Annotated in this window: 29 protein-coding genes and 1 pseudogene; 10 read left to right on the top strand and 20 right to left on the bottom strand. The window is 63.9% G+C overall.

The window, feature by feature from the left end; genetic code table 11:
- Positions 1–294: 294 nt before the first annotated feature.
- From XpruCFBP8353_RS01595 to XpruCFBP8353_RS01565, 7 genes are all read right to left on the bottom strand, one after another.
- Complete coding sequence (locus XpruCFBP8353_RS01595) at positions 295–624, bottom strand: non-heme iron oxygenase ferredoxin subunit (RefSeq protein ID WP_101361633.1); 330 nt, start codon at positions 622–624, stop codon at positions 295–297.
- Positions 621–1,160 carry a GNAT family N-acetyltransferase gene (locus XpruCFBP8353_RS01590; RefSeq protein WP_101361632.1) on the bottom strand — a complete coding sequence of 180 codons (540 nt, stop codon included), beginning with the start codon at positions 1,158–1,160 and terminating at the stop codon, positions 621–623. Before XpruCFBP8353_RS01590 ends, XpruCFBP8353_RS01595 begins: the two co-directional genes overlap by 4 nt.
- Before the next feature lie 128 nt (positions 1,161–1,288).
- Positions 1,289–2,533 carry a cysteine desulfurase gene (locus XpruCFBP8353_RS01585; RefSeq protein WP_101361631.1) on the bottom strand — a complete coding sequence of 415 codons (1,245 nt, stop codon included), beginning with the start codon at positions 2,531–2,533 and terminating at the stop codon, positions 1,289–1,291.
- The gene (sufD, locus tag XpruCFBP8353_RS01580; protein ID WP_101361630.1) at positions 2,530–3,792 is read right to left on the bottom strand and encodes a Fe-S cluster assembly protein SufD; all 1,263 of its coding nucleotides are present in this window, start codon (positions 3,790–3,792) and stop codon (positions 2,530–2,532) included. The genes XpruCFBP8353_RS01585 and sufD overlap by 4 nt, the downstream gene beginning before the upstream one ends.
- Positions 3,792–4,556 carry a Fe-S cluster assembly ATPase SufC gene (gene sufC / locus XpruCFBP8353_RS01575; protein ID WP_101361629.1) on the bottom strand — a complete coding sequence of 255 codons (765 nt, stop codon included), beginning with the start codon at positions 4,554–4,556 and terminating at the stop codon, positions 3,792–3,794. Before sufC ends, sufD begins: the two co-directional genes overlap by 1 nt.
- 154 nt (positions 4,557–4,710) lie before the next feature.
- On the bottom strand, positions 4,711–6,168 hold the full coding sequence (sufB, locus tag XpruCFBP8353_RS01570; RefSeq protein WP_019304725.1) for a Fe-S cluster assembly protein SufB: 1,458 nt from the start codon (positions 6,166–6,168) through the stop codon (positions 4,711–4,713).
- A 15-nt stretch (positions 6,169–6,183) separates the two neighbouring features.
- On the bottom strand, positions 6,184–6,642 hold the full coding sequence (locus XpruCFBP8353_RS01565) for an SUF system Fe-S cluster assembly regulator (RefSeq protein ID WP_101361628.1): 459 nt from the start codon (positions 6,640–6,642) through the stop codon (positions 6,184–6,186).
- A 172-nt stretch (positions 6,643–6,814) separates the two neighbouring features.
- Here XpruCFBP8353_RS01565 and XpruCFBP8353_RS01560 point away from each other — a divergent pair, with 172 nt between their 5' ends.
- Positions 6,815–7,282, top strand: a complete 468-nt coding sequence (locus tag XpruCFBP8353_RS01560; protein ID WP_047339648.1) for an SET domain-containing protein — start codon at positions 6,815–6,817, stop codon at positions 7,280–7,282.
- A 102-nt stretch (positions 7,283–7,384) separates the two neighbouring features.
- A complete protein-coding gene (locus XpruCFBP8353_RS01555; RefSeq protein ID WP_101361627.1) occupies positions 7,385–7,927 on the top strand; it encodes a type 1 glutamine amidotransferase domain-containing protein in 543 nt (180 codons plus the stop codon).
- Between the two features lie 116 nt (positions 7,928–8,043).
- On the opposite strand, the gene XpruCFBP8353_RS01550 is transcribed toward XpruCFBP8353_RS01555, so the two are convergent.
- The 8 genes from XpruCFBP8353_RS01550 to XpruCFBP8353_RS01515 form a co-directional block, all read right to left on the bottom strand.
- Positions 8,044–8,640, bottom strand: a complete 597-nt coding sequence (locus XpruCFBP8353_RS01550) for a DUF1439 domain-containing protein (protein WP_101361626.1) — start codon at positions 8,638–8,640, stop codon at positions 8,044–8,046.
- 55 nt (positions 8,641–8,695) lie between these two features.
- Entirely contained in the window at positions 8,696–9,238 is a 543-nt protein-coding gene (locus tag XpruCFBP8353_RS01545; protein WP_165786144.1) for a hypothetical protein, read from the bottom strand.
- 55 nt (positions 9,239–9,293) lie between these two features.
- Entirely contained in the window at positions 9,294–9,635 is a 342-nt protein-coding gene (locus XpruCFBP8353_RS01540; RefSeq protein ID WP_101361625.1) for a DUF3861 domain-containing protein, read from the bottom strand.
- A 57-nt stretch (positions 9,636–9,692) separates the two neighbouring features.
- On the bottom strand, positions 9,693–10,334 hold the full coding sequence (locus XpruCFBP8353_RS01535; protein ID WP_101361624.1) for a M23 family metallopeptidase: 642 nt from the start codon (positions 10,332–10,334) through the stop codon (positions 9,693–9,695).
- Positions 10,335–10,442: 108 nt separating this feature from the next.
- The gene (locus XpruCFBP8353_RS01530) at positions 10,443–10,868 is read right to left on the bottom strand and encodes an HU family DNA-binding protein (RefSeq protein WP_101361623.1); all 426 of its coding nucleotides are present in this window, start codon (positions 10,866–10,868) and stop codon (positions 10,443–10,445) included.
- A 140-nt stretch (positions 10,869–11,008) separates the two neighbouring features.
- Positions 11,009–11,269: a hypothetical protein gene (locus XpruCFBP8353_RS01525; protein WP_101361622.1), complete on the bottom strand. Its 261-nt coding sequence runs from the start codon at positions 11,267–11,269 to the stop codon at positions 11,009–11,011.
- Between the two features lie 145 nt (positions 11,270–11,414).
- Positions 11,415–12,275 (bottom strand): pyrroline-5-carboxylate reductase, encoded by an 861-nt coding sequence (gene proC / locus XpruCFBP8353_RS01520; RefSeq protein WP_101361621.1) that lies wholly within the window; start codon positions 12,273–12,275, stop codon positions 11,415–11,417.
- A gap of 45 nt (positions 12,276–12,320) precedes the next feature.
- Positions 12,321–13,013 carry a YggS family pyridoxal phosphate-dependent enzyme gene (locus XpruCFBP8353_RS01515; RefSeq protein ID WP_101361620.1) on the bottom strand — a complete coding sequence of 231 codons (693 nt, stop codon included), beginning with the start codon at positions 13,011–13,013 and terminating at the stop codon, positions 12,321–12,323.
- Between the two features lie 364 nt (positions 13,014–13,377).
- Between XpruCFBP8353_RS01515 and XpruCFBP8353_RS01510 the strand changes: the two genes are divergently transcribed.
- The 3 genes from XpruCFBP8353_RS01510 to XpruCFBP8353_RS01500 all read left to right on the top strand — a co-directional run bounded on the left by XpruCFBP8353_RS01510 (position 13,378) and on the right by XpruCFBP8353_RS01500 (position 16,651).
- Positions 13,378–14,415, top strand: a complete 1,038-nt coding sequence (locus XpruCFBP8353_RS01510; RefSeq protein WP_003489919.1) for a type IV pilus twitching motility protein PilT — start codon at positions 13,378–13,380, stop codon at positions 14,413–14,415.
- A 122-nt stretch (positions 14,416–14,537) separates the two neighbouring features.
- Positions 14,538–15,668 (top strand): PilT/PilU family type 4a pilus ATPase, encoded by a 1,131-nt coding sequence (locus XpruCFBP8353_RS01505; protein WP_101361619.1) that lies wholly within the window; start codon positions 14,538–14,540, stop codon positions 15,666–15,668.
- Between the two features lie 308 nt (positions 15,669–15,976).
- Positions 15,977–16,651 carry a YitT family protein gene (locus XpruCFBP8353_RS01500; protein WP_101361618.1) on the top strand — a complete coding sequence of 225 codons (675 nt, stop codon included), beginning with the start codon at positions 15,977–15,979 and terminating at the stop codon, positions 16,649–16,651.
- A 117-nt stretch (positions 16,652–16,768) separates the two neighbouring features.
- Here the strand turns inward: XpruCFBP8353_RS01500 and XpruCFBP8353_RS01495 are convergent.
- The 3 genes and pseudogenes from XpruCFBP8353_RS01495 to XpruCFBP8353_RS01485 form a co-directional block, all read right to left on the bottom strand.
- Positions 16,769–17,079: pseudogene (locus tag XpruCFBP8353_RS01495) on the bottom strand (DUF72 domain-containing protein); the annotation flags it as partial.
- A 7-nt stretch (positions 17,080–17,086) separates the two neighbouring features.
- A complete protein-coding gene (locus XpruCFBP8353_RS01490; protein WP_101361617.1) occupies positions 17,087–17,659 on the bottom strand; it encodes a DNA-3-methyladenine glycosylase I in 573 nt (190 codons plus the stop codon).
- Entirely contained in the window at positions 17,656–19,500 is a 1,845-nt protein-coding gene (locus XpruCFBP8353_RS01485) for a DUF4153 domain-containing protein (RefSeq protein ID WP_101361616.1), read from the bottom strand. Before XpruCFBP8353_RS01485 ends, XpruCFBP8353_RS01490 begins: the two co-directional genes overlap by 4 nt.
- Positions 19,501–19,575: 75 nt before the next feature.
- Here XpruCFBP8353_RS01485 and XpruCFBP8353_RS01480 point away from each other — a divergent pair, with 75 nt between their 5' ends.
- The 5 genes from XpruCFBP8353_RS01480 to XpruCFBP8353_RS01460 all read left to right on the top strand — a co-directional run bounded on the left by XpruCFBP8353_RS01480 (position 19,576) and on the right by XpruCFBP8353_RS01460 (position 23,064).
- A complete protein-coding gene (locus XpruCFBP8353_RS01480; RefSeq protein WP_101361615.1) occupies positions 19,576–20,142 on the top strand; it encodes a YqgE/AlgH family protein in 567 nt (188 codons plus the stop codon).
- Positions 20,135–20,602: a Holliday junction resolvase RuvX gene (ruvX, locus tag XpruCFBP8353_RS01475; protein ID WP_101361614.1), complete on the top strand. Its 468-nt coding sequence runs from the start codon at positions 20,135–20,137 to the stop codon at positions 20,600–20,602. The genes XpruCFBP8353_RS01480 and ruvX overlap by 8 nt, the downstream gene beginning before the upstream one ends.
- A 15-nt stretch (positions 20,603–20,617) precedes the next feature.
- Complete coding sequence (locus tag XpruCFBP8353_RS01470) at positions 20,618–21,565, top strand: aspartate carbamoyltransferase catalytic subunit (RefSeq protein WP_101361613.1); 948 nt, start codon at positions 20,618–20,620, stop codon at positions 21,563–21,565.
- A 312-nt stretch (positions 21,566–21,877) separates the two neighbouring features.
- Complete coding sequence (locus XpruCFBP8353_RS01465; RefSeq protein ID WP_101361612.1) at positions 21,878–22,312, top strand: OsmC family protein; 435 nt, start codon at positions 21,878–21,880, stop codon at positions 22,310–22,312.
- Positions 22,313–22,464: 152 nt separating this feature from the next.
- Positions 22,465–23,064 carry a glycine zipper 2TM domain-containing protein gene (locus XpruCFBP8353_RS01460; RefSeq protein WP_101361611.1) on the top strand — a complete coding sequence of 200 codons (600 nt, stop codon included), beginning with the start codon at positions 22,465–22,467 and terminating at the stop codon, positions 23,062–23,064.
- Between the two features lie 273 nt (positions 23,065–23,337).
- Here the strand turns inward: XpruCFBP8353_RS01460 and XpruCFBP8353_RS01455 are convergent, their stop codons facing one another.
- Both XpruCFBP8353_RS01455 and XpruCFBP8353_RS01450 read right to left on the bottom strand, forming a co-directional pair.
- A complete protein-coding gene (locus tag XpruCFBP8353_RS01455; RefSeq protein WP_101361610.1) occupies positions 23,338–24,219 on the bottom strand; it encodes a PhzF family phenazine biosynthesis protein in 882 nt (293 codons plus the stop codon).
- A 31-nt stretch (positions 24,220–24,250) separates the two neighbouring features.
- The gene (locus tag XpruCFBP8353_RS01450; protein ID WP_101361609.1) at positions 24,251–25,129 is read right to left on the bottom strand and encodes a PhzF family phenazine biosynthesis protein; all 879 of its coding nucleotides are present in this window, start codon (positions 25,127–25,129) and stop codon (positions 24,251–24,253) included.
- Positions 25,130–25,146 lie beyond the last annotated feature (17 nt).

Genomic DNA, 25,146 nt, shown 5'->3' with positions numbered 1-25,146 from the left:
GCGGGATGGGATGCGTGGACGCTGCGCCTGCTAACTTGAAGCGCTTTGCCGACAGCCACATGGGCCAGGCATGCCGAAGCGCTGTGCGGCCAGGCACAGGCAGGGCGAATGAACGAGGCAGGTGTCGAGCAGGGTTGGGTGCATGAGATCGCGGGCAGGCCAGTTGTTAAGAAGGCCTTAAGGGCTGCGATCTTAAATGCAAATCATTCTTCTTTGCAATATGTATTAATCGGCGTGGCAGTCCACTGCGCTATGGCGACCTCTACCGTGCAGCAACAGGGCTTGAGAGCGCGCCTAGCGGTCGTCGCGCGTCCAGATGCCGTCGTGTTCGCGCTTGACCGGGAACTTGGGCACGGCGGTGTAGGCAGGCGCGCACAACGGACGACCATCGCGGATATCGAAGCGTGCGCTATGCAACTGGCACTCGATGGTCCCTGCAACCGGGTCGAAGGTGCCAGGCGACAATTCGTAGTCTTCGTGGCTGCAGCGGTCTTCCAGTGCGTACAGCGCGCCGTCGAGGTTGAATACCACAATCGGCGCGTCGGTGACCTCGTCCCAGACGGTCTGCATTTCGCCGGGCAGCAGTGCATCGTTGGCGCAGACGAAGGTCCAGGTGTCGCTCACGGGCTCGGCCGGTTCAACTGTTTTTCCAGCACTTCAAAATGCAGATCTTCGCGCAGCGGAATGCCGAAACGCTCATCGCCATACGGGAAGGGCTTGACGATGCCAGTGCGGCGATACCCGCGGCGTTCGTAGAAGGCGATGAGTTCGTTGCGCACATTGATCACGGTCATGCGCACCACCGGTAGCTGCCATTGGCTGTGCGCAATGCGCTCTGCCTCGGCCAATAGCGTCTTGCCGAGCCCGCTGCCCTGCAACGATGGATCGACCGCAAACATGCCGAAATACCCGGCGCCATGATCATCGGCGATATGCGCGCAGGCCTGCAGGCGCCCATCCTGCTCGACCAGCAGCACCAGGCTGCGCTCGCGCAAGATATCTTCGCGCAGCACGGCAGGGTCGATACGCGCGCCATCGAGAATATTCGCCTCGGTGGTCCAGCCTACGCGGCTGCTATCGCCGCGATAGGCCGAGGTCACCAGTCGGACAAGAGCGTCGATGTCATCGACGGTGGCGGCGCGGAAAGTGGTGGTCTGCATGCGGGCAGTTTAATCGGGAATGGGGACGGGGGAAAAGCGTCGCGCTGCTCGACGAACCCTGTTCCACGCATCGAACGTTACCGGCGTTCGGGACAACCGCTGTTTCAATTCTCCATTCCCGATTCCAATCAGCCCAGGAGTCGACGCACCTTCACCAACGCGGCAACGAAGCGCTCGATCTCGTCGTGCGTGTTGTAGAACGCCAGCGAGACGCGGCAGGTGGCGGCGACGCCGTAGTACTGCAGCAATGGATGTGCGCAGTGTTGGCCGGAACGCACTGCGACGCCTTCCAGGTCGAGCAGGGTGGCCAGATCGTGCGAGTGCGCCCCCTCGATCAGGAACGATACGACTGCAGCTTTGTCGGGCGTTGTGCCGAACATGCGCAGGCCATCGATGCGCTGCAGCTCCTCGGTGAAGTGGGCGAGCAACTCGGCTTCGCGCGCTTCCACGTGTGCCAGCCCGACCGACTCCAGGTAATCCACTGCCGCACCCAGGCCGATAAAGCCCGCGATATTCGGCGTGCCGGCTTCGAACTTGTGCGGCGCGTCGTTGAAGACGGTGTTTTCGAAGCTGACTTCCTTGATCATCTCGCCGCCGCCCAAAAATGGCGGCATCGCCTGCAGATGTTCGCGGCGTGCCCACAGCGCGCCGGTGCCGGTAGGCCCGCACATCTTGTGGCCGGTGATGGCATAGAAATCGCAGCCGATGCTGGCCACATCGATGCGCCGATGCGGTGCCGCCTGCGAGCCGTCCACCACGGTGACGATGCCGCGCTTGCGCGCCTCGCGGCAGATCTCGCGGACCGGGTTGACCGTGCCCAGTACGTTGGACACGTGGGTGATTGCCAGCAGTTTGACGTCTGGCGTCATTGCCTTGCGCAGCGCATCCAGATCCAGCGCGCCATCGGGCGTGATTTCGGCCACGCGGATGGTGGCGCCAGTGCGTTGCGCTACCAGCTGCCAAGGCACGATATTGGCGTGGTGCTCCATGCGTGAGATCAGGATCACATCACCCACGCCCAACCGCGGCAATGCCCACGAATACGCCACCAGATTGATTGCGAAGGTGGTGCCGCTGCACAGCACTAACTCATCGGCGCGGACGTTGAGAAAACGTGCGAGCTTGCTGCGCGCGCCTTCGAACGCATCGGTCGCTTCGCTGCCGAGCGCATGCACGGCACGGCTGACGTTGGCGTTCTGGCGGCGATAGAACTCGTCGGTGGCCGCAATCACCTGCAGCGGCTTCTGGCCGGTGTTGGCATTGTCGAAATAGATCAGCGGCTTGCCATGTACCTGCCGCATTAACAGCGGGAAATCCAGGCGCACGCGGTCCCAATCGGGCACCGCGTTATGCGGGACGGCGGGCATATTCATGCCACGCCTGCCGAGTTCAACGCACGGTCCAGCTGCACTGCCAGCACGGCACTCAACGCGGCCGGGAGGACGCGCAAGGGTTCGTGACAGAACGCCGCACTGAGCAGGCGCTGTGCCTGTTCTTGCGGCAACCCGCGCGATCGCAGGTAGAACAACGCATTGTCGTCGAGCTGACCGACCGTGGCACCATGGGCGGCCTGCACTTCGTCGGCATCGATCACCAGCACCGGCTGGGTGTCGATTTCGGCGTTGGACGACAGCAGCAGATTCTTGTTGGACAGCCGCGCATCTGTGCCGTCGGCACCTGCGCGGATGCGGATGCTGCCATGGAACACAACGCGGCTGCGGTCCGCGCCCACGCCGCGCCACACCAGTTCGCAAGCGGTGTCGCGCGCAATGTGCTCGATGCCCAGGCGCGTATCGACATGCCGGCGGCCATTGCCGAGCAGCACGCCATTGGCGGTGAGCTGCGCATTGCTGCCCTCAAGGCGCACATTGAGCTCGTGCCGCGACAGGCCTGCACCCAGCTCCAGGTCCACACGCTGGTAGCGCGCGTTGCGCGCAAGGACCGCGTCGGTCCGCAGCAGCGAGGTGGCATGCGCGCTGTTGGCCTGCATGCGCGCATGCGAGAGCGACGCGTCCTGCGCCAGGTGCACATGCATCACGCTGTTTTCCAGATGTGCGGCGTCGCCCACATGCAGATGATGCTCGACCACCTGCAACGCAGCGCCGGCACGCAATTCGATCAAGTGGCGGTGATGCCAGGACAGATCGTGCTCACCGGCCACGCTGACGAACACCAGGTGCAGCGGCAGCTCGATCTGCGCACCGTCGCGCACACGCACCAGCACGCCTTCGTCGGCAAGCGCTGCATTCAAGCGCGCAAAGATTTCGTCGCTGCCGTCGAAACGGCGGCCCAGTAGCTGCTGCGCCTCGCCGCTCGCCGCCAACGACGCCGCCAAGGTGTCCAGCTGCACGCCATCCTGCAAGGTGGATAGATCGCTGAGCGCCTCGGACGGGCGACCATTGACGAAGACCAGGCGCGGCGACGGGATGTCGTCCAGCGCGGCGGCATCCACGAGTGTTGGCACCAGCGGAGCGGGCTGGAAGCTGCGACGTTCCAGCTGCCGCAACGAGGTGTATTTCCATGCCTCGGCGCGCGGGCCGGGCAGGCCGGTCTGCAGGGCGGCATCGAGCTCGGCACGGCGCGTATCGTCGCCGCGGAAGCCGCGTGCCAGGGAATCGAGCAGTGCGCTCATCAGGCGGCAACCTCAGGTACCACGCGGTCCTTCAAGAAGTGGTAACCGTGCTTTTCCAGCTCCAGCGCCAGTTCCGGGCCGCCGCTCTGCACGATGCGTCCTTCGGACAGCACATGCACCACGTCCGGGGTGATGTAGTCGAGCAGGCGCTGGTAGTGGGTGATGACCAGGAACGAACGCTCCGGCGAACGCAGCGCATTGACGCCGTCAGCCACGCTCTTGAGCGCATCGATATCCAGGCCGGAATCGGTCTCGTCCAGGATGGCGAGCTTGGGCTCGAGCACGGCCAGCTGGAAGATCTCGTTGCGCTTCTTTTCGCCGCCGGAGAAGCCTTCGTTGACGCCGCGATGCAGCAGCTCGTCCTTCAGGTGCAGCACGGCCAGCTTCTGGCGCACCAGCTTGAGGAACTGCATCGAATCCAGTTCGTCTTCGCCACGCGCCTTGCGCTGCGCATTCAGCGCAGCACGCAGGAAATAGGTGTTGTTGACGCCGGGGATTTCCACCGGGTACTGGAAGGCCAGGAACAGGCCGGCAGCGGCGCGTTCTTCGGGCGGCAGGTCGAGCAGATTCTTGCCTTCGAATTGCACGGTGCCCGCGCTGACGTCATAGCCATCGCGACCTGCCAGCACATTGCCCAGCGTGGATTTACCCGCGCCGTTGGGGCCCATGATGGCGTGGACCTGGCCGGGCTGGATGTCCAGCGACAGGCCTTTGAGGATGTCTTTGCCGGCGATGCTGGCGTGGAGATTTTGAATGTTGAGCATAGTCGTATCCAGTGATTGAGCCCCTCTCCCGCCGGGAGAGGGGGTGGGGTGAGGGTTGGTGCGAAGCATCGTGCTGTTTGAGTGCACTTGGCTTCGCTCGTACCCTCATCCGGCGCTGCGCGCCACCTTCTCCCGAGGGGAGAAGAGAGATGTGTCAGCCGACGCTGCCTTCCAAGGAAACTTCCAGCAGCTTCTTGGCTTCCACGGCGAACTCCATCGGCAGTTCGCGGAAGACCTGCTTGCAGAAGCCGTCGACGATCAACGACACCGCATCTTCCTGGCTGATGCCGCGCGCGCGGCAATAGAACAGCTGGTCGTCGCTGATCTTGGAGGTGGTGGCCTCGTGTTCGACGGTGGCGCCGGGATTCTTCACCTCGATATAGGGAAAGGTGTGCGCGCCGCACTGCTTGCCGATCAACAGCGAATCGCACTGGGTGTAGTTGCGTGCGCCGTCCGCATTGCGATCCACCTTGACCAGGCCGCGATAGGTGTTCTGACCACGCCCGGCGCTGATGCCCTTGCTGACGATCTTGCTCTTGGTCCGCTTGCCGATGTGGATCATCTTGGTGCCGGTGTCGGCCTGCTGACGATGGTGGGTCAGCGCGACCGAATGGAATTCGCCCACCGAGTCGTCGCCAATCAGCACGCACGACGGATACTTCCAGGTGATCGCCGAGCCGGTTTCGACCTGGGTCCAGGTCACCTTGCTGCGTGCGCCACGGCATTCGGCACGCTTGGTGACGAAGTTGTAGATGCCGCCGCGGCCTTCTTCATCGCCGGGGTACCAGTTCTGTACGGTCGAATACTTGATTTCTGCATCTTCCAACGTCACCAGCTCGACCACCGCCGCATGCAGCTGGTTTTCGTCGCGCATCGGCGCCGTGCAGCCTTCCAGATACGACACATAGGCCTTGTCTTCGCACACGATCAAGGTGCGTTCGAACTGGCCGGTGTGGCCGGCATTGATGCGGAAGTAGGTGCTCAGTTCCATCGGGCAACGCACGCCCTTGGGAATGAACACGAAGCTGCCGTCGGAGAACACCGCCGAGTTGAGCGCGGCGAAGTAGTTGTCGCCCACCGGCACCACGCTGCCCAGATACTGCTTGACGATCTCCGGGTGCTCTTTGATGGCTTCGGACATCGAGCAGAAGATCACGCCTTTTTCGGCCAGCTCCTTACGGAACGTGGTGCCGACCGAGACCGAATCGAACACTGCATCCACGGCCACACCGGCCAGCTTGGCGCGTTCGTGCAGCGGCACGCCGAGCTTGTCGTAGGTGTCCAGCAATTCTTTGGGTACCTCGTCCAGCGAGGCGTACTTAGGGCCCTTGGGCGCGGAGTAATAGCTCAGCGCCTGGAAGTCGATCGGCGAGATCTGCAGCTTCGCCCACTCCGGCATCGGCATCTTCAGCCAATGACGATAAGCCTCAAGACGCCAGTCGGTCATCCATTGCGGCTCGTCTTTCTTGGCCGACAGCGCACGGATGACGTCTTCGTCCAGACCGGGCGGAAGCGAGTCGGATTCGATCTCGGTGATGAAGCCGGCGTCGTAACGTCGACCCAGCCGTTCGAGGATCTCGGCGTTTTGCGGAGGAGCAAGTTCGGTGGCCATTGGGCTGCCTACAGGTCAGGTGGTCGCGACGCGTGCGGCGATGGAGCGCCGACGGGTGTCGCCAGGGAGAGAGAGGGGCTGCAACATCTGCGCAAGCGTGACGCGACGCAAGGCGTCGCCGACCACGTCGTTGATCAGGCGCCAGTTCGAGCGCACGCCGCAGTGCTGCGCGATGCCGCACTGGCTGTGGTCCTGGCTGCATTCGGTGATCGCCAACGGGCCTTCCATCGCTTCGACGATCTCCACCAGCGTGATGTCGCTGGCCGCGCGTGCAAGCCGATAGCCGCCGTGCACGCCGCGCAGACCTTCAACCAGGCCTGCTTGCGACAACGGCTTGAGAATCTTGCTGACGGTTGGCGCTTCCAGGCCGGCCTGTTCGGCCAACTCGCTTGCGCTGAGCACCTGATCACAGCGTGCCGCCAGGACGGTCAGCACGACGGTGGCGTAGTCGGTGAGTTTGGTAACGCGCAACATGGGGCAGGCGAAATCCGAAAGCGGACCGAAATTGTACTCTTTCCAGCAAGGTAGGGCCAATGGCGTGGTTCAGCCGCCGGCAAGCGTGGCCCGTTGCGGCAGGTGGTGCGCTCGTGCTTGGCGCATCGGCGCGCTGCGGTCACAATGAGCGGCCCCATCACTGGACCCTTACATGTCGCGCAAAGTTGCCGCCCGCAAGTCACGTATCCACGGCAATGGCATGTTCGCCCTCGCCCCGCTCCGTAAGGGCGAGCGCATCATTCAATACAAGGGGCGCCTGCGCACGCATGCCGAAGTGGATGCGGACGACACCGGCGACGTGGAGAGCGGGCATACCTTTCTGTTTACGCTCAGCGACGATTACGTGCTGGATGCGAACTACGAAGGCAATGTCGCGCGCTGGATCAACCACAGCTGCGATCCCAATTGCGAAGCGGTGATCGAAGAGGCCGAGGGCGAAGACCGTCGCAAGGACAAGATCTTCATCGAGGCCAAGCGCGACATCAAGCCCGGCGAAGAGCTTACCTATAACTACGGCATCACTCTCGCCGAGCGTCATACGCCGCGCCTGAAGAAGATCTGGGAATGCCGTTGCGGTTCGAAGAATTGCACCGGGACGATGCTGCAGCCCAAGCGCTGAGCGTGCAAAAGCACGTGGCGTACTGACGCCACGCACACATCGGTTCACGGATGCGCAACGGTGCGCTTCCTAGGGTTTGGCTTCTTTTACGAGGAGCCTCACATGTCTTATTCGCTCTCCGGCAAGACCGTCGCCGTACTGGCCACCGACGGCTTCGAGCAATCCGAACTGACCGAACCGAAGCGCCTGCTGGAATCCTGGGGCGCCAAAGTCGAGGTGATCGCACCAGGCGACAGCGCGACGATCCGCGCCTGGAATCACACGGACTGGGGCGAGTCGGTTGCCGTTGACCGGCAGCTAAGCCAGACCAACGCCGAGGCCTATGACGCGCTCGTATTGCCCGGCGGCGTGCTCAATCCCGATACGCTGCGCACCGACGGCCAGGCCATCGCGTTCATTCGCGCATTTTCGGCCGCGCAAAAGCCGGTGGCTGCGATCTGCCATGGGCCGTGGTTGTTGCTTGAAAGCGACTTGGTCCGCGACCGCGATGTCACCTCCTGGCCGTCGGTCAAAACGGATCTGATCAATGCCGGCGCGCGCTGGCGCGATGCCGAAGTGGTGGTCGATGGTCATCTGATCACCAGCCGCAAACCGGATGACATTCCTGCGTTCGCCGCTGCCGTGGCAACGGCCTTGTCGGCATAAGCCTGCGTGAGTGACGAGCGCGGGATCGACACAAAAGATCCATGCGCTGCTGCGCCTGGATTTTTTGTGTGCCGCCTTGTGTGGCAATCGCCATCGACGCTGGAAATGAGGCGGACTTACTTCCCAGACAGCGCGGCCGCCGGCACCATTTGCTCGATGTTCTGATTGAAGTTGACGGCAACCCGCCCGTTTTGGATACCGACCGATTCCACCTGCACTGCCCCCATGACCGAAGCAATTGCCGGATCGATCCGGTAGATCGGCTCCTTGCGCGCGTAATCGGCTAGCCAGGTATTGAGCAGCTGGCGGGTGCTGTGGTCGAGCTTTGCACCAGCATGAGCGGGGCGGAAGTCGTCAATGCTGGGTTGGTCGAGATAGAAGCCTTGCTTGGCCACGTCGTAGCGCAGCGCGCTGGTCAAGGTGACATTGCCGACCGGGGCAGGAGCGCCGCCCGCGGTCGCGACGGCAAGATCGAATGCCATCTTGAGCCGGTCGCCCGGCGGCAGCGACAGCGCCGGATTGCTGACCGTCATTGCGATCAGGCCGCCGAGCGTGTCGTGCGTCTGCGGAAAGCGACCGCCCAGATACTGCTGCAGGTCGCTGGCCTGTACGCTGATCTGGTTTCCCTGGATCTGCGGCGCCGCCCAGGCGCTGGTCACGGGCATTGCCAAGGCGATGGCGAGCATGGATCCGGCAAGCGAACGCAGTTTCATCGGGTGACTCCGGCAACAGGTGACATCACATTAGTCGGCGCCGGTGAACCACGGGTTAGCGCAGCACCGGTTGCAGCGTGGCCGAATAGATTTCCCAGCTATCGCTGCCGGCGTGGGGTTGCAACCGGTATGCGCCAACCAGGCGCTGTGTGCCGGTGGTGGTACGCACGATCAATTGCACCGGCACTTCGATGCGCTGTGGCGGATGCGCCTGATCCAGTGCAATGGGTGGGTCATTGTTGACGCGCATCGACTGGATATTGCCAATGGCACGCAAGGCAGCGTCGTCAGGTACCGACGAGGGGTGACCACCGGTCCACAGCGCATCGGCGTCTGCGCGCGCTGCTCCGGGCAACGCGCCGAGGTAGCGTTGGACGGTTGCGCTTGCTTTGGCGTAGTTGGCTAGCGCGATGGCATCGTTGGGATCAGCCGCAGGCGCCGGTGACCCCGGTGCGTCGCCGGCATTGCCGTTTTTGACCGGGTGCGCTGTGGTCGCAGCTTGCGTCGCCGACGCGTCGTTTGCCTGCGGATCCGCGCTGCGATGACAGCTGCAACCAGAGAATGCGGCTGCGACAACGATCATTCCCAACCAGCGCATGGCACGTCCCCTTCCCCGAGGCGCGCAGTGTAGCGGTTACGCGGCGATGCGGTCTTCAGGCGCCGGTGGCGGGTTGCACGCGCTGCAGGCGTTCCAACAGCAACTGCAGCTTGGGACGCAGCGCGTCCAGCGCATCGCTGGGCTGCGCGCGTGGACGGGCCGCCAGGTCTTCCAGCAATTGCGAACCCACGGTCAGTGCCGCGCATTCGTCGCTGCTCAGGTCGCGGCGCAGATGTAGCTCTTCGAGCAGCCGCATCCAATCGGCGCGCGAGCGCTGTTCGAATTCGATGGTGCAGCGGTCGTCACAAGGGCGGCCGTCGTTTTCGATCGGCGTGACCGTGATGCGATAGCGTTTGCGGGACATATGGGTCGCGTCGTTCTGGGCTGTGCTCACCATAGGCGTAGGACGCAGCCGTCTCGATAGCGCGGGCCATGACGCAGTGTTCCAGCGTATTCAATTTGCCGGCTGTGGTGCCGGTTTGCGCAGGAGCGGCAGTGGATCGTACGCACCGTTGCGTCCATAGACACCATAATGCAGATGCGGCGGCGTGCCGCGCGCGTTGCCAGTGGTGCCGACGATGCCGAGCGGTGTGCCGGGCTCGACCACATCGCCTACTGCAAGGCCGGCAGCCCAATCATCCAGGTGCGCGTAGTAATGCCGTTCCATCGCCGGACCCAGGAGCCAGACCTGCTTTCCACCCAGGCCCTGGTCGCGGATGGCGCTGACCACGCCGCGGGTTGCCGCCACCACGGGTGTACCGCGTGGCGCGAAGAGATCCACGCCTGCATGGGTACGGTCGCGGCCACGGGGTGCGCCAAAGGTGTCGGCAATCTGTCGCGCACGCACGCCTTGCACCGGGAGATGCAACTGCGCAGGCGGCGGCATCTGCGACAGCTCCCAACGGGTACGGAGTTGATGGGCGATCGGCAGCTGCCAGGCCCAGCGCGCGGCCACCGCCAGAGCGCACAGAAGCGCAACCGTGACCACGACGCTGCGCAGCCGACGTGCGGGGCTGCGTGTGGCGGCTGGGCGTGGTGACGATGGCGGGGTGTTCGACGGACCGGTCACAGGCACCTGCAGATGGCGAACCAGCATGCAGGGTAGGGCAGTGTCGATGAGCGGTGTGTGCTGCACACGGCGGCGCGACCGCAAAAAAAAAAGACGGCCCGCAGGCCGTCTTCATGACACCGGATGCGAGCTCGATTAGAGCGCGGCGTCCTTCAACCTCTTCATCATGCGGGACTTGAGCTTGGTGGTCGCCGGCTTGGCGGCGAAGATCTGCTCTTCCTTGGTGAACGGGTTGATGCCCTTACGCTTCGGCTTGGCCGGCACGTGCACGGTGGTCAGCTTGAGCATGCCCGGGATGGTGAAAGTGCCGGCGCCCTTCTTGCTCAGCGAGGCATGTGCGGTGGCTTCCAGCGACGCCAGCACGGCGCGCACGTCCTTCGGAGCCAGCTGGGTGGTTTCGGCAATGTGCGCGACCAGGCCGGTCTTGCTCAGTGCTTCCTTGATCGGCTTGGGCGCAGCGGACTTGGCAGCGGCTGCCTTGGCCGGCTTTGCGGTCTTGGTCGCGGCGACCTTTTTCACTGCCTTTTTGGGGGCAGCCTTCTTAGCGGCGGTTTTTGCCATGAGTGATGTGTTCCGTATTCGTTGGTGGTGATGGGTCTGCCGACCCAGTCGGCAACGCGAAATGTAGGGCAAGTACTGCGCGCCGCCAATAGGCAAACGATGAAACAACACGAAAAAAGCGTCTTTCGACGGGGATTCGTTCACCAGCGGGAGAAAAAGCGCACAAAACGCATCGCCTTGACCGCGCCCTGCGCGAGTTCGCTGCGTGTCTGACGCACAGCAGCAGATCGTTTGCGCGAGAAAAGGCCATAACGCACATGCATGGTGATGGTGCGAACCGCCGATGCGGACGGCCGTTTGGCGCTGCGGGTAAGAGGGCGTACACCGGCGATCTGGCCGACATCGATTGCAAGCGCCGGCGTGCACTCCACCACCAGAAATGTAGGGGTTTCCGGCGCCATGCAGCGTTTCTACATCTATTGCCCTGTATCGACCTTGTGCGCTGGTGCGGAGGCGGTGCCAGGTCGTCGTATCGTTTCGTCTTGCAGTGCGCGCCATGCCGATCATGCGCGCGGTGAGGCACATGCAGGTTTTGCGGCGCCTCACTTAATCATTGGCAGCCGACAAGCTGCGGCCGCGTTCGGTAGCTGCGGCAATTGCCTTGACGGTAAGCGCTTCGAAGCCGCCGGCCTGGAATGTCTCGATGGCGGCATGGGTGGTGCCATTGGGAGAGGTCACGCGGCGGCGCAGGACGTCTGGTGCTTCGCCCGATTCGGTGAGCATGCGTGCGGCGCCGAGCAGCGTTTGCAGCACCAGGGTGCGCGCGGTTTCGGCAGGCAGCCCCTGCGCTTGCGCGGCAGCTTCCATTGCTTCGGCCAGCAGAAAGACATAGGCCGGTCCGCTGCCGGAGACCGCGGTCACCGCATCCATCTGTGCTTCGTCGTCGATCCACACGGTGACCCCGGCGCTATCCAGCAGCCGGGTTGCCTGCCGGCGTTGCGCGTCGGAGACGCGTGCGTTGGCATACAGCCCGGTGACGCCGGCACCGAGCAGGGCGGGCGTGTTGGGCATGGCGCGAACTACTGCGACATCGCCGCCCGACCAGCGCTGCAACTGCGTGGTGGTGATACCAGCAGCGATGGAGACCAGTAGCGGTTGTTGTGCCTGCGCTAGATCAGCCAGCTGCGCACAGACGGTTGGCAAGACCTGCGGCTTGACCGCCAAGACCCAGGTCGCCGCAGCGTCGACTGCGGTGCGTGCATCTTCAACGACCTGCACGCCGAAGTCGCGCGCCAACGCCTCGCGCAACTCGGCCACCGGTTCGGCCACACGGATGCTGGCAGCGGGCATACCTTGCCGGATCAGCCCGGCAATCAGGCTGCGCGCCATGTTGCCACCGCCCACGAAGGCGATGAGCGCGGCGCAGGAAGACGAGGAAGAAGACGTGGACGCGACAGGCGTGGTCATTGCAGCACCTTCAATAAGAGATCGATGTGGGTGGGCCAGATGCGATCAGGCGGAGGCAGCCGGCGCCTGATCGCGCGCGCCGAACAAGGCCGTGCCCACGCGCACCATGGTGGCGCCGGCCGCGATCGCGTCGGCGAAATCCGAGCTCATGCCCATCGACAAGGTGTCCACCTGCCGGTAACCGGCTTTGAGTTGCTCGAACAGCGCCTGCATACGCGTAAACGCGGCCTGGCGTCGTGCCTGATCGGGAAATGGGGCAGGGATCGCCATGAGCCCGCGTAGCTGCAAGCGCGGCTGCAGTACGATCGCCTCGGCCAGGCTGTCGATCGCCTCTGGCGCGCACCCGTGCTTGCTGTCCTCGTCGTCGATGTTGACCTGGATCAGCACATTCAACGGCGCGCGGTTGTCCGGGCGGTGGCGTGCCAGCAGCGGAATCAATTTGGCGCGGTCGACCGTCTGCACCCAATCGAAGCACTGGCTGGCCAATTCGGCCTTGTTGGATTGCAGGTGGCCGATCAAATGCCATTCCAGCCCCAGCGCACGCAATTCGGCGATCTTGGCGTCGGCTTCCTGTACGTAGTTTTCGCCGAAGGCGTGCTGGCCCTGCGCGGCCAGCGCGGCAACAGCCTCCGCCGGCTTGGTCTTGGACACCGCCAGCAGCCGCACGTCGGTACGTGCATGTGCGGCTGCGGCGGCGTGGATGGCGTCGAGAATCTGCTGCAGCGACGAAGCCGGCACGTGGCATTCCGGAGAAGGACGAGAGGGCTATAGTGCCGCGCGCCGAGGCTTCCTTCCAGCTAGCGGCGTGCCGGGCGCCTGCACTGATGCGCCGGCCCCGCGCTGACATATAAGTCGTGCTGGACGCGCGGCTGGCGGAAAACCCCATCCCGACCAGGGCCGCAGATTCGACGCGGACCTGCGGCAACGCAGACCGGCACGCCCTGTCGAGCGCCACGCCTGTGCCGGGCGCAAAGCAACCGTTTCAGCCAGGCTCGCCGCAGCCGGCCTGAAACGGGCCCAGGCCGCTTCCCGCCAGCAGCCAGAACGCTATACTGCCCGCCGGGGAGTACCTTCCAATCGCAGCCTAGGGGAAAAGCAGCGCATGGATATCGCTGAACTATTGGCGTTTTCTGTCAAGAACAAGGCATCGGACCTGCACCTGTCTGCAGGGCTGCCGCCGATGATCCGTGTCGATGGCGATGTCCGTCGCATCAATATTCCGGCGTTGGACCATAAACAGGTGCATGCGCTGGTGTACGACATCATGTCGGACAAGCAGCGGCGCGATTACGAAGAATTCCTCGAGGTCGACTTCTCGTTCGAGATTCCCTCGCTGGCGCGCTTCCGCGTCAATGCGTTCAACCAGAACCGTGGCGCCGGTGCGGTGTTCCGCACCATTCCGTCCGAAGTGCTGACGCTGGAAGACCTGGGCTGCCCGCCGATCTTCCGCCAGTTGATCGACCAGCCGCAGGGCCTGATCCTGGTGACCGGCCCGACCGGTTCCGGCAAGTCGACCACGCTCGCCGGCATGATCGACTACATCAACAAGAACGAATACGGCCACATCCTCACGGTCGAGGACCCGATCGAATTCGTGCACACCTCGCAGAAGTGCCTGATCAACCAGCGCGAAGTGCACCGCGATACGCACGGCTTCAACGAAGCGCTGCGCTCGGCCTTGCGCGAAGACCCGGACATCATCCTGGTCGGCGAGTTGCGCGACCTGGAAACCATCCGCCTGGCGCTCACCGCTGCGGAAACCGGCCACTTGGTGTTCGGCACCCTGCACACCAGCTCGGCGGCCAAGACCATCGACCGCATCATCGACGTGTTCCCGGCCGGCGAAAAGCCGATGGTGCGCTCGATGTTGTCCGAATCCCTGCGCGCGGTGATTTCGCAGGCATTGCTCAAGAAAGTGGGCGGCGGACGTACCGCAGCCTGGGAAATCATGGTCGGCACTCCGGCGATCCGCAACCTGATCCGCGAGGACAAGGTGGCGCAGATGTATTCGTCGATCCAGACCGGCCAGCAATACGGCATGCAGACGCTGGACCAGCATCTGCAGGATCTGGTCAAGCGCAGCCTGATCACGCGCAACCAGGCCCGTGAATACGCCAAGGACAAGCGGATATTTGAGTGATTCGGGAATAGGGAGTCGGGAATGGGGAATCGCAAGAGCGCGTTCCCGTTAGCGATTCCATTGCCCGGCTTCCCCAATTCCCGATTCTCGATTCCCCATTTCCGGCTCCGAAGGAGCACGCCATGAGCACCATCGATTTCACCTCCTTCCTCAAGCTGATGGCGCATCAGAAGGCGTCGGACCTGTTCATCACCTCGGGGATGCCGCCGGCGATCAAGGTCAATGGCAAGATCAGCCCGATCACCCAGAGCCCGCTGACTGCGCAGCAGAGCCGCGATCTGGTGTTGAACGTGATGACGCCCTCGCAGCGCGAGGAATTCGAAAAGACCCACGAGTGCAACTTCGCCATCGGCGTGTCCGGAGTCGGGCGTTTTCGTGTGAGCTGTTTTTACCAGCGCAATCAGGTGGGCATGGTGCTGCGCCGGATCGAAACGCGCATCCCCACCGTGGACGAGCTGAGCCTGCCGCCGGTGATCAAGACGCTGGCGATGACCAAGCGCGGCATCATCATCTTCGTTGGCGCCACCGGTACCGGTAAGTCGACCTCGCTGGCAGCGATGATCGGTTACCGCAACCAGAATTCCACTGGCCACATCATCACCATCGAAGATCCGATCGAATTCGTGCACAAGCACGAGGGCTGCATCATCACCCAGCGCGAAGTCGGCATCGATACCGACAGCTGGGAAAATGCGCTGAAAAACACCCTGCGCCAGGCGCCGGACGTGATCATGATCGGCGAGGTGCGTACCCGCGAGGGCATGGACCACGCGATTGCCTTCGCTGAAACCGGCCACTTGGTGTTGTGCACGCTGCACGCCAACAACGCCAACCAAGCGATGGACCGCATCATCAACTTCTTCCCCGAAGATCGTCGCAACCAGCTGTTGATGGATCTGTCGCTCAATCTCAAGGGCGTGGTGGCGCAGCAGCTGATTCCGACGCCGGATGGCCGTAGCCGCCGCGTGGCGATGGAAATCATGTTGGGCACGCCGCTGGTGCAGGACTACATCCGCGACGGCGAGATCCACAAGCTCAAGGAGATCATGAAGGAGTCCACCAACCTGGGCATGCGCACCTTCGATCAAAGCCTGTTCGAGCTCTACCAGGCCGGCGAAATCAGCTACGAAGACGCGCTGCGTTACGCCGACTCGCAGAACGAGGTGCGCCTGCGCATCAAACTGTCGCAGGGCGGCGATGCCAAAACCTTGGCGCAGGGCCTGGATGGTGTGGAAATTTCCGAGGTTCGATAAGAACGTCGGCAAGCACGCCTGGGCGCGCCGAGGCAAAGAACCAGTCCGGCGTGCTATGCGACCGGGGCCGCCTGTGCAACGCGGAGTCGGCCACCCACTGGCGCGATCGACTCCGCCATCGAGCTAAATGCTGGCGTCGCTGAGACGACGCAGCGCAGCCGCTGACTGAAGCCTGGCTGGGCTGCGCATCGGCGCGCTGCGGTTTCAGATGTAACCGCGCCAGCCGATAGTGTCTAATATCCGCACCCCACTGCAGTTCCCCATCCGTGAGCCTTCCCGATTCCGATCTCCGTCCGGAGCAAGAGCCGTTGCCCGACGACGGCGCCGTAGTGACATCCGGCCCGTTAACGCCGCCGCCGGATTCGGCTGGTACTGCCGCCAGCGACGATGCTTTCCATCATTCGGTTGCAGAGGATGTGCAAGGCATGGTGTTAGCGACCCTGGTCGCATCGCTTGGTCTGGCCATCTTTGCCAAGGGCGGGCTGATGATCGGCGGCATGGCGGGCGTGGCCTTCCTGCTGCACTACGCGCTGCACTGGAATTTCGGCCTGGTGTTCGTGCTCGTCAATCTGCCGTTTTACTGGCTGAGCGTGCGCCGCATGGGCTGGGAATTCACCTTGAAGACCTTTGTGGCGGTGGGTGCCTGCGGGGCGCTCACCGACCTGCTGCCGCGCTGGGCCGAGTACGCGCACGTCGAGACGTTGTTTTCGGCGATCGTTGGCGGTGCGCTGGCGGGGCTGGGCATCCTGTTCTTCATTCGTCACCGCGGCAGCCTGGGCGGCATCGGCATCCTGGCGGTGTATCTGCAGCGCGAGCGCGGCTGGAGCGCCGGCAAGGTGCAGATGAGTTTCGACGCGATGCTGATGGCGATCGCTTTTTTCGTGTTGACGCCGGACAAGGTGCTGTATTCGGCCATCGGCGCGTTGATGCTGAGTCTGGTACTGATGTTCAATCACCGCCCGCATCGTTATATGGGCCTGTAACGTCTGCCGACGATCATTCGCGTGGCGCGTCCAAGAACCGTTGGCAACAGGTAGCGGGTCGTCGTCAGGTGGACGTGGATGCAGCGCAGGAACCTGAGCATGCGAGTGGTGCACGCAGGCGAAGAAGTTGGCCAGCGCCTGTTCGCAATCACGCAGGCGCTTCATATGGGTGATGAGGCGCCGGCCTTTGACAGAGAATATGAACGCGTCCGGCGTTTCGTCATGCCAGCGCTGGACGCTTTCCGGACGCCGCAGCGAATAAAACGAGCCATTGATTTCCACACTGGGAAAGCAGCCTGCGGCGTACTCGGGCTCGCGCCGCTGGGCCAGACCGGCCGGATAAAACGTGCCGCGCCAGTGCGGGTAACGCCAGCCGGAAATACCGATGCCAATCGCCATGTCGCGTGCATTTCGCGTGTGACGTGCAAGAGGTGTCTAGCTGCGCTGGACCGTACGCGTTTTCGCGGGTTGTTGCGCCTGCATCCACGGCGGCGCCAGTGCCTGGATGCGCGAAAACACCGGGCAGTCGACGTGATGTGCGCCGGGCAGATAGCCCAGGCTCATCAGGAACTCGCCGGTGATTTCGCCGCCGGTGAAACGGAAGGTCTTCTTGAACAGCTTGATCCAGGCCGGTTTGTCGAGCGGATGGTGAGCGTCCAGCCACTGCGCGAAGCTGCCGTACGTGGCGCGCAAGCGCTGGATGACTTGTGCGTTGTGGATTGCCGCCAGCACCTTGAGGCGATTGCGGATGATGCCGGCATCGCCCATCAATCTGGCGATGTCGGCGTCGCCGTACGCTGCGACGGTATCCACATCGAAGCCGTCATAGGCCTGCTGGAAATTGACACGCTTGCGCAGGATGGTTTCCCAGCTCAGCCCAGCCTGGTTGATTTCCAGCACCAGTCGCTCGAACAGTTCGCGCTCGTCGCGCTGTGGAAAGCCGTATTCGTGATCGTGGTAGTGGCCATGGATCGGATGGCCCGGGGCGGTGGTGCAATAGCCGCTCATGGTCGAGTCTCCGGCCGGAGACCTTCCTCGCTGGGTCTGATGTGGATACGTCGGTCTCCCGGTAGTGCCAGATCTGGCCAGCGATTGGGCCGCGTTTGGATCTGACCGTTGCGCAGTGCTTGGCTCACTTCGCTCATGGCCGCGCCGTCGAGGGAGTAAAGCTGTGCCGTGCCGGCCTGATACCACCCATCTCGGTTGCGTGTCTGCAGCTCGCAGGCGACTGCGTATTCGCCATTGAGACTGCACAGCAGCACATCGAGCTGGCCGTCGCCATCGAGATCGTTGCTGCTGACCACGCAATTGCTGTTGCCCTGCGTGCAAGACCCGGCGAGCATCTGGGACCTCACCAGGTACTGCCACCAGTCCTCCGGCGGCGCTGCCTGGCCGGCAGCCACGGTCACATGCTGGCGGATTTGGGTCAGGTCGGTCAGCTGTCTGTCCTGGTGATCTTCTACGGGTTCAGTGCTGCTCCAGCGACTGGTACGTGCCAATAGCTGCTCCAGCTTCAACTTGCGCGCAGTGCTGCCAGTAAAGGCGGGGTTCTCGCGCAGCGACTGCACGGCCTGGTATCCGCGCCTACCGTTGTCGAAACGCAAAAACGCCAGATTCTGGTCTGCGGCGTCGGACGCGGCGTTGGCCACGCGGTGTATCTGACTGTTCACCGTGATGCGATAGGGATCCAGCAGCGGGCTGTTGACCAGCACCGCCAGGGCGATCACCACCCAGGACAGCACGACGTTGCCATTGGCCAGATGCGGCAGCCAACGATCGGCACGTTGCCGCAGTACCGCGAACGCGTAGGCCATGGCGTACGCCAGCGCCAGCATGGCCAGCAGCGCAGCGCAGAAGCGTTGGCCGGTCCAGCCATGTTGCGCAATGCGCAGGATTACCGCATAACCCGCCAGCGCCGCATGCAACGGAAGACTGAGCAAGCCGGCTTCGACCAGTCGCCGCAGCCAGCGTGGATACGGGGGCGGCACGCTGCCATCCTGGTACACGGCATTGGTGAACAGCACCAGCCCGAACACCCAGCTCATCAGGATCGCTGCTGCCGAGCGGGTTTGCCATAACGCCTGCAGGCCGGTGAACGGCAGCACCAGCAGAAACAGAAGCGCAATGCCCGCCAACAGCGGTAGCAGCCCGGTACAGAGGGAAAACAGGATCTGGCGCATCACCTGCACCGCGCGATGCTGGGTACGCCCGATCAGGACGCCTAGCCCGGTAATGACGCCGGTCGCCAGGTAGATAAAGGCCTGTTCGCGGAACAGATCGCGAAAGACCTGAATCTTGACAAGCGCGAACAGGCTGGCCCACAGCCCCAGCACCATCCAGCACACGCAGACGAACAGCAGCGCCAGCGCCAGGGTCAACGCGTTCTGCCAGGCATGTTCGAACAGGTCGCGGTAGCCTGCGCGCCAATGGCCACGCAGTTGACGATGCTGTAGCCAGGGCAAGGCGACGAACCATCCGACCGCCACGGTAAAACCGAACGACCAAAGAACCGGGGGCAGATTCAGGGCCGGCGCGCCTGTGGCCGTCCATGCAGCCCAACTGCCCAAGGCCGTGAACACCAGCGTACTCGCGGCCACGTGCTGCCACAGTCGCCAATTGCGCAGATCCTGCGCGCTCAGCAGCGCGATGCCGGGAATTGTCATGACCAGCGTGTACCAGCAGATTCGCGCGCCCAGTTCGGTAAAGGGCCACACGCCATGTTGCTGGCCCAAGGCAGCCAGATACAGCAGACCGCCCTGTAACAGCGCGACCAACACGATGAAGGCGCGGGTCTTGCGGGGCAGTGGTGCATCAAGGGGCGGGGATGTGGTTCCTGATGTCGGCGGCATCGTCGTTCCATGGCGTGTCACGCCGAGTATGGCATTGACTCTGCGCGCGGCAGAGCGAACGGCTAGAATGCGGCCATGTCTGTTTTGCCTACGCCTCTGGCCAACCAACTGCTGATTGCGCTTCCCGCGCTGTCCGATCCCACCTTTTCGCGCAGCGTCGCGCTGATCTGTCAGCACGACGAGAACGGCGCCATGGGCGTGCTGGTCAACCGGCCCTCCGAATACACCTTGGGCGAAGTCCTGTCGCAGATGGGGATCGAGACCGACGATGAGCCGTTGCGCGAGCAGATCGTGCTCAGCGGCGGGCCGGTGCATCCGGAGCGTGGCTTTGTCATCCATGACGATGCGCGCGAATGGGATTCCAGCCTGGAAGTGGGGCAGGGCGTGTTCCTGACCACCTCGCGCGACATTCTCGAGGCCATGGCGGCCGGCAACGGCCCGCGCAATGCGCTGGTAGCGCTGGGCTGCGCCGGTTGGGGTGCGGGCCAGCTGGAATTCGAACTGGGCGAAAACAGCTGGCTCACCGCGCCGTCGGACGCCAATGTGCTGTTTGCCACCGCGCTGGAAGATCGCTGGCAGACCGCAGCCGGGCGTATCGGCGTGGACTTGTTCCGGCTCACGGACTATTCCGGGCATGCCTGAGGCGGGCACGATCCGTCCCGATGGCACGGTGCTGGGCTTCGATGTGGGGTCGCGCCGGATCGGCGTCGCAGTCGGCACCGCGCTCGGTGCCGGCGCGCGTGCGGTGGCCGTCATCCATGTGCATGCCAGCGGCCCCGACTGGGTTGCGCTAGACCGTGTGCACAAGGAATGGCGCCCCGACGGCCTAGTGGTCGGCGACCCGCTGACGCTGGACGACAAAGACCAACCAGCACGCAAGCGCGCGCACGCCTTCGCCCGCCAACTGCGCGAGCGCTACGCGCTGCCGGTCGTCCTGATCGACGAGCGCTCCAGTTCGGTCGAAGCCGCGCAGCGCTTCGCGCGCGAGCGCGCCGACGGGCGCAAGCGCCGCCGCGATGCCGAGGCGCTGGACGCGATGGCGGCCGCGGTGATCGTCGAACGCTGGTTGGCCGCGCCCGACCAAGCCACTCTTCTTCCCTGACACTCCCGACCTGCGATGACCACCATGCAACTCGATTCGGACGGACGCCTGCGCCACCTGCTCACCCTGGAAGGACTGCCGCGCACCACGCTCCTGCAATTGCTTGACCGCGCCGGCCAGATCCGCGACGCGGCGGTGGGGCGCGTGGGCAAGCGCAGCGTGCTGGCGGGCACTGCGGTGTGCACGCTGTTCTTCGAACCCTCTACGCGCACGCGCAGTTCCTTCCATCTGGCGGCGCAGCGACTGGGCGCGGACGTACTCAATTTCGATGCCTCCACCTCATCCACCCGCAAGGGCGAAACCGCGCGCGACACGCTGAAGAATCTCGAAGCGATGGGCGTGCGCGGCTTCGTGGTGCGTCACCCCGACGACGGTGCGGTGGAAGCGCTGGCCGCGGCCGCGGGCGAGGGCACCGCCTTGATCAATGCCGGCGACGGACGTAGCGCGCATCCCACCCAGGGCCTGCTCGACATGCTCACCCTGCGCCAGGCCAAAGGCACCGATTTTTCCAAGCTCAAGGTCGTCATCGTCGGCGACGTCAAACACTCGCGCGTAGCGCGCTCGGACCTGCATGCCCTGCGCACGCTGGGCGCCGGCGAAATCCGCGTCTGCGGCCCGGCGAGCCTGCTGCCCGATGACGGCATGCTCGACGGCTGCGTGGTCGGCCAGGATTTCGATGCCATGCTCGAGGGCGCCGATGCGCTGATGATGCTGCGCCTGCAGCGCGAGCGCATGGAAGAAGGCCTGGTGCCGTCCCTGGAGCAATATCACACCGAATATGGTCTGACCCGCGAGCGTCTTGCGCGCGCCGGCCGCGATGCCGCGGTGCTGCACCCGGGCCCGATCAACCGCGGTGTGGAAATCACCGATGAAGTGGCCGATGGCGCGCAATCTTGCGTGTTGCGGCAGGTCGCCAACGGCGTCGCCGTGCGCATGGCAGTGCTGGAAACCTTGCTGGGCTAAAAACGGCTGGACATTAGGGGTGTTAGCCGCTCCAAAAGCGGCAACGCGACCGCGCACCCAACGCGCGGTCGCCTTTGATCTATGAAGCGTTGATTGCGAAGAGACAGCAGCTTTTTGCCGAATGCGTACCTTGGTCCGCTGCGCGGTCGCGTTCGTTGCGCAACTCAGTCAGTGCGAACCAGCAGTCGCAGGCTGTCGGATGCACCTGGCGATCTGCTCTTGCGATTCCTCATTCCCCATTGCCGATTCCAGCACCACCGGCTAACACCCACTCACCTATCGTGACGGCTCCTTTCAGCGCAGGAGATCGCAATGGGTATTTCACGTTACGCCACCGCTCACTGGGAAGGCGACCTCAAGACTGGCAAGGGTAAGCTCAGCACGCCGCAGAGCGGCTTGATGGACGACACCCGTTATGCCTTCAGCAGCCGCTTCGGCGATGAGAAGGGCACCAATCCGGAAGAGCTCATCGCCGCCGCGCATGCCGGCTGTTTCACCATGGCGTTGTCTGCGCAGTTGACCGAGGCTGGTTTTCCGCCGACCTCGTTGGATACGCGCGCGGATGTGGATTTGTCGATGGAAGGCGGCCCGCAGTTGTCGCAGATCCGTCTCACGCTCAAGGCCGTCGTGCCGGGCATCGACGAAGCCAAGTTCCGTGAGCTGGCCGATGCCGCCAAGAAAAATTGCCCGGTGTCCAAGGCGCTGAGCGCTGTGCCGATCAGCCTGGAAACCGAGTTTTCCAGCTGACGCCGACACCGCTGCGACGCGCCGGCACACGCGCACGGCGCGCGCAGCTGGCGGCAACCTGAATAGGGCTTTTTGAGACCGGTTTGGTTCAGGGCGGTTTCACTGGCACAGGCCGAGCATCGGCAGCGTGTCCTCCCTATGAAGCTGCCGCAATGAAAACTCTCGTGCTTGGTGCTCTGGTGATGGGTCTGGTCGTGGCGGGTAACGCCACGGCACAGCGCTATGACAGCGGCTACAGCAATTACGGCCGCAGCGGCTACGAGGATGGTCGTTACGAATATGCGCGCGTCGTGCGCGTGGATCCGATCATCGTTGCCGATTCGTACAACGAACGCACCAGCGAACGTTGCTACGACCGTCCTGCCGACGGTTACTACACCAGCAACGGCGGCTACTACCGCGACGGCGGCTACGGCCAGTCCGGTGTGTCCAATCGCGGTGTCGCCAGTGTCATCGGCGGTATCGCGGGCGCAGTGCTGGGCAGCCAAGTCGGCGGCGGCAACGGTCGTCTGGTGGGTACCGCCGTGGGCACCATGGCGGGTGTCGCAGCGGGCCGTTCTATCTATGAAGCCAACAACCGGACTTACCAGGGAAACGTCAGGGTCTGCGAGCCGGTGTCGTACCGCCGCGAACGCGACCGCGTGGATGGCTATGACGTGACCTACGAATACGCTGGCCGTACGTATCACACGCATAGCGATTACAACCCGGGCGACCGCATCCGGGTGCGCGTCGACGTGCGCCCTGACTGATCAATTGCTGAGGCATTGGTGCCGCTAGTTGATTGCGGCATCGGGGTGAACAAGAGCGCTGCGGGCAACCGCAGCGTTCTTGTTTTTGAGGCAATGATTGCGGCTGCAGTGGTGCGCTGTGGTAGCGCCTGGAGGTTTTGATCGAAGCGATGCACTGTGCTGCATCGCACGCGTCTGACCATTGGCGCACCGGTCATGACCCTTCACCGAGCTGCACTGGCAGGCAGGGTGCGGCTCTGTCTTGAATCCCGCGCGGCAATCTTGTTACCCGCTCTACGCCCAATCCAGCGTGCCGCGAATCACCGTCTGGACCTGGCCGCCCGACCATACGTCGCCGTCGGCATCGATATGCAGTTCCAGCAGGGCGTCGAAGCCAATTTCGCGGCCCTGGCTCACCACGTAGCGGCGATCGGTGCCGGGCAACGCGTGACGGCTGTCCAGCCATGCGGCGAGCACCGCATTGGCCGCGCCCGATGCCGCATCTTCGAAGCGCCGGCCATTGCCGACGAAAGCGCGCACCGCCAGATCGTAGGCGCCCGGTACGGCGGCGCGGGCATAGGCAAATACCCCCATGCTGCCGGTGGATTCGGCCAATGCAGCGATCGCGTCCCAATCCGGTTGCAGGCCGCGCAGCGCGGCTTCGCTGCCCAGTTCCACCACCCACCATGTGCGGCCGCCGTCCATCAGCGCAGGCGGCAACGTGCCCAACGGCCAACCATGCAACGCATCGCGCAGGCGCGTGTCGTCGGCGTGCACCTGCTCGGCAACGCGCGCGCGCGGCGTGCGGATTGCGATGCTGCGGCGACCGTTGCGCTGATCCACACGCAGCGGTAACTGACCGGCGATGCCATCCTGTACCAACACGCCATCGACCGGTGCAGCCAAGCCAGCTTCAAGTACGGCATGGGCGGTGCCCACACTGGGATGGCCGGCAAACGGCACCTCTTTTTGCGGCGAAAACATACGCAGCCGGTAGCTGCCGTGCGCGTTTTCGGATGGGAACACAAAGGTGGTTTCCGGCAGTTTGGTCCAACGCGCGATGGCCTGCATCGCCGCATCGTCCAGACCCTGGGCATCCAGCACCACGGCCAACGGATTGCCGCTGCCGGGGCGGGCGGAAAACACATCCAGTTGCAGGAAGCGGCGAGTGGTCATGCGCGTCGATCCGCAGGAAGGGCGCAGCAGCTTACCAATCGATGCGGCCATCGATCACCTGCAGCGTCGTTCCGCCGATCCAAACTTCGCCATGCTCGTCCACCTCGATATGGACGCGGCCATCGCGGCCGACCTCGCGACCCTGGCTGGCGACATAGCGCGATTGCGCCCCGGGCAGGCGGCCTTCGCCATGCAGGCGGGCGGCAATGCAGGCATTGGCGCTGCCAGTGACAGGGTCTTCGGGAATGCCATCGCCGGGGCAGAAGGCGCGAACCACGAGGTCTGCTTGGCCGTCGTGCAGGGGCGCGTAGATCGCCAGCCCGGTGGCGGCGCTGGCCTGGGTCAGGCGGGCAATGGCGGCAAGGTCCGGGGTTGCCTGCCGTACCGCCTGCGCGTCGGCCAATTCCAGCAACCACCAGTTCGGGCCGTTGTTCCAGAGCGCAGCCGGCTGTAGACCCACGCGCAGCTCGGCGCAGGCCGCGTGCAACGCGTCGGCGTACGTATCACCTGTGTCGATGGCGCGTGCGCGCGGCGCGCGTAGCCGCACCAACAAGGCGCCGTGCCGGTCGAATACCTCTACCGGCAGCACGCCGGCCGCGCATTGCTGGCGAAGCTGGCCGTCGGGTTTGTAGGCGGTCACGCCGTGGGTCACCGCTGCCCACGCCGCGCCGACGCTGGGGTGGCCGGCAAACGGCAGCTCGGCGCGTGGAGTGAAGATGCGGATGTGATAGTCGGCATCGGGCACGCTGACCGGCAGGAAGAAGATCGTCTCCGACAGGTTCAGCCACGCGGCAATCTGCTGCATCTGCTCGGACGCCAACGTCTCTGCCTGGAAGACCACGCCCAGCGGGTTGCCGCTGCCGGCCTGGCCGGCGAAAACATCCAGTTGCAGATAGCGGTGCTTGCTCATGGCGGCTAAATCTCGTC

Source organism: Xanthomonas prunicola, from assembly GCF_002846205.1.
In the GTDB taxonomy this organism is placed as follows: Bacteria; Pseudomonadota; Gammaproteobacteria; order Xanthomonadales; family Xanthomonadaceae; genus Xanthomonas; species Xanthomonas prunicola.
The sequence above is the reverse complement of the archived record's forward strand: the minus strand, read 5'-3'. Positions and strand labels throughout refer to the sequence as shown.

What these genes read in the sequence shown, in the direction of transcription:
- XpruCFBP8353_RS01590 (WP_101361632.1), bottom strand. Translation starts at nt 1,160, where the DNA reads ATGCAGACCACCACTTTCCGCGCCGCCACCGTCGATGACATCGACGCT.
- XpruCFBP8353_RS01585 (WP_101361631.1), bottom strand. Translation starts at nt 2,533, where the DNA reads ATGAATATGCCCGCCGTCCCGCATAACGCGGTGCCCGATTGGGACCGC.
- sufD (WP_101361630.1), bottom strand. Translation starts at nt 3,792, where the DNA reads ATGAGCGCACTGCTCGATTCCCTGGCACGCGGCTTCCGCGGCGACGAT.
- sufC (WP_101361629.1), bottom strand. Translation starts at nt 4,556, where the DNA reads ATGCTCAACATTCAAAATCTCCACGCCAGCATCGCCGGCAAAGACATC.
- sufB (WP_019304725.1), bottom strand. Translation starts at nt 6,168, where the DNA reads ATGGCCACCGAACTTGCTCCTCCGCAAAACGCCGAGATCCTCGAACGG.
- XpruCFBP8353_RS01565 (WP_101361628.1), bottom strand. Translation starts at nt 6,642, where the DNA reads ATGTTGCGCGTTACCAAACTCACCGACTACGCCACCGTCGTGCTGACC.
- XpruCFBP8353_RS01560 (WP_047339648.1), top strand. Translation starts at nt 6,815, where the DNA reads ATGTCGCGCAAAGTTGCCGCCCGCAAGTCACGTATCCACGGCAATGGC.
- XpruCFBP8353_RS01555 (WP_101361627.1), top strand. Translation starts at nt 7,385, where the DNA reads ATGTCTTATTCGCTCTCCGGCAAGACCGTCGCCGTACTGGCCACCGAC.
- XpruCFBP8353_RS01550 (WP_101361626.1), bottom strand. Translation starts at nt 8,640, where the DNA reads ATGAAACTGCGTTCGCTTGCCGGATCCATGCTCGCCATCGCCTTGGCA.
- XpruCFBP8353_RS01545 (WP_165786144.1), bottom strand. Translation starts at nt 9,238, where the DNA reads ATGCGCTGGTTGGGAATGATCGTTGTCGCAGCCGCATTCTCTGGTTGC.
- XpruCFBP8353_RS01540 (WP_101361625.1), bottom strand. Translation starts at nt 9,635, where the DNA reads ATGGTGAGCACAGCCCAGAACGACGCGACCCATATGTCCCGCAAACGC.
- XpruCFBP8353_RS01535 (WP_101361624.1), bottom strand. Translation starts at nt 10,334, where the DNA reads ATGCTGGTTCGCCATCTGCAGGTGCCTGTGACCGGTCCGTCGAACACC.
- XpruCFBP8353_RS01530 (WP_101361623.1), bottom strand. Translation starts at nt 10,868, where the DNA reads ATGGCAAAAACCGCCGCTAAGAAGGCTGCCCCCAAAAAGGCAGTGAAA.
- XpruCFBP8353_RS01525 (WP_101361622.1), bottom strand. Translation starts at nt 11,269, where the DNA reads ATGGCGCCGGAAACCCCTACATTTCTGGTGGTGGAGTGCACGCCGGCG.
- proC (WP_101361621.1), bottom strand. Translation starts at nt 12,275, where the DNA reads ATGACCACGCCTGTCGCGTCCACGTCTTCTTCCTCGTCTTCCTGCGCC.
- XpruCFBP8353_RS01510 (WP_003489919.1), top strand. Translation starts at nt 13,378, where the DNA reads ATGGATATCGCTGAACTATTGGCGTTTTCTGTCAAGAACAAGGCATCG.
- XpruCFBP8353_RS01505 (WP_101361619.1), top strand. Translation starts at nt 14,538, where the DNA reads ATGAGCACCATCGATTTCACCTCCTTCCTCAAGCTGATGGCGCATCAG.
- XpruCFBP8353_RS01490 (WP_101361617.1), bottom strand. Translation starts at nt 17,659, where the DNA reads ATGAGCGGCTATTGCACCACCGCCCCGGGCCATCCGATCCATGGCCAC.
- XpruCFBP8353_RS01485 (WP_101361616.1), bottom strand. Translation starts at nt 19,500, where the DNA reads ATGCCGCCGACATCAGGAACCACATCCCCGCCCCTTGATGCACCACTG.
- XpruCFBP8353_RS01480 (WP_101361615.1), top strand. Translation starts at nt 19,576, where the DNA reads ATGTCTGTTTTGCCTACGCCTCTGGCCAACCAACTGCTGATTGCGCTT.
- ruvX (WP_101361614.1), top strand. Translation starts at nt 20,135, where the DNA reads ATGCCTGAGGCGGGCACGATCCGTCCCGATGGCACGGTGCTGGGCTTC.
- XpruCFBP8353_RS01470 (WP_101361613.1), top strand. Translation starts at nt 20,618, where the DNA reads ATGACCACCATGCAACTCGATTCGGACGGACGCCTGCGCCACCTGCTC.
- XpruCFBP8353_RS01465 (WP_101361612.1), top strand. Translation starts at nt 21,878, where the DNA reads ATGGGTATTTCACGTTACGCCACCGCTCACTGGGAAGGCGACCTCAAG.
- XpruCFBP8353_RS01460 (WP_101361611.1), top strand. Translation starts at nt 22,465, where the DNA reads ATGAAAACTCTCGTGCTTGGTGCTCTGGTGATGGGTCTGGTCGTGGCG.
- XpruCFBP8353_RS01455 (WP_101361610.1), bottom strand. Translation starts at nt 24,219, where the DNA reads ATGACCACTCGCCGCTTCCTGCAACTGGATGTGTTTTCCGCCCGCCCC.
- XpruCFBP8353_RS01450 (WP_101361609.1), bottom strand. Translation starts at nt 25,129, where the DNA reads ATGAGCAAGCACCGCTATCTGCAACTGGATGTTTTCGCCGGCCAGGCC.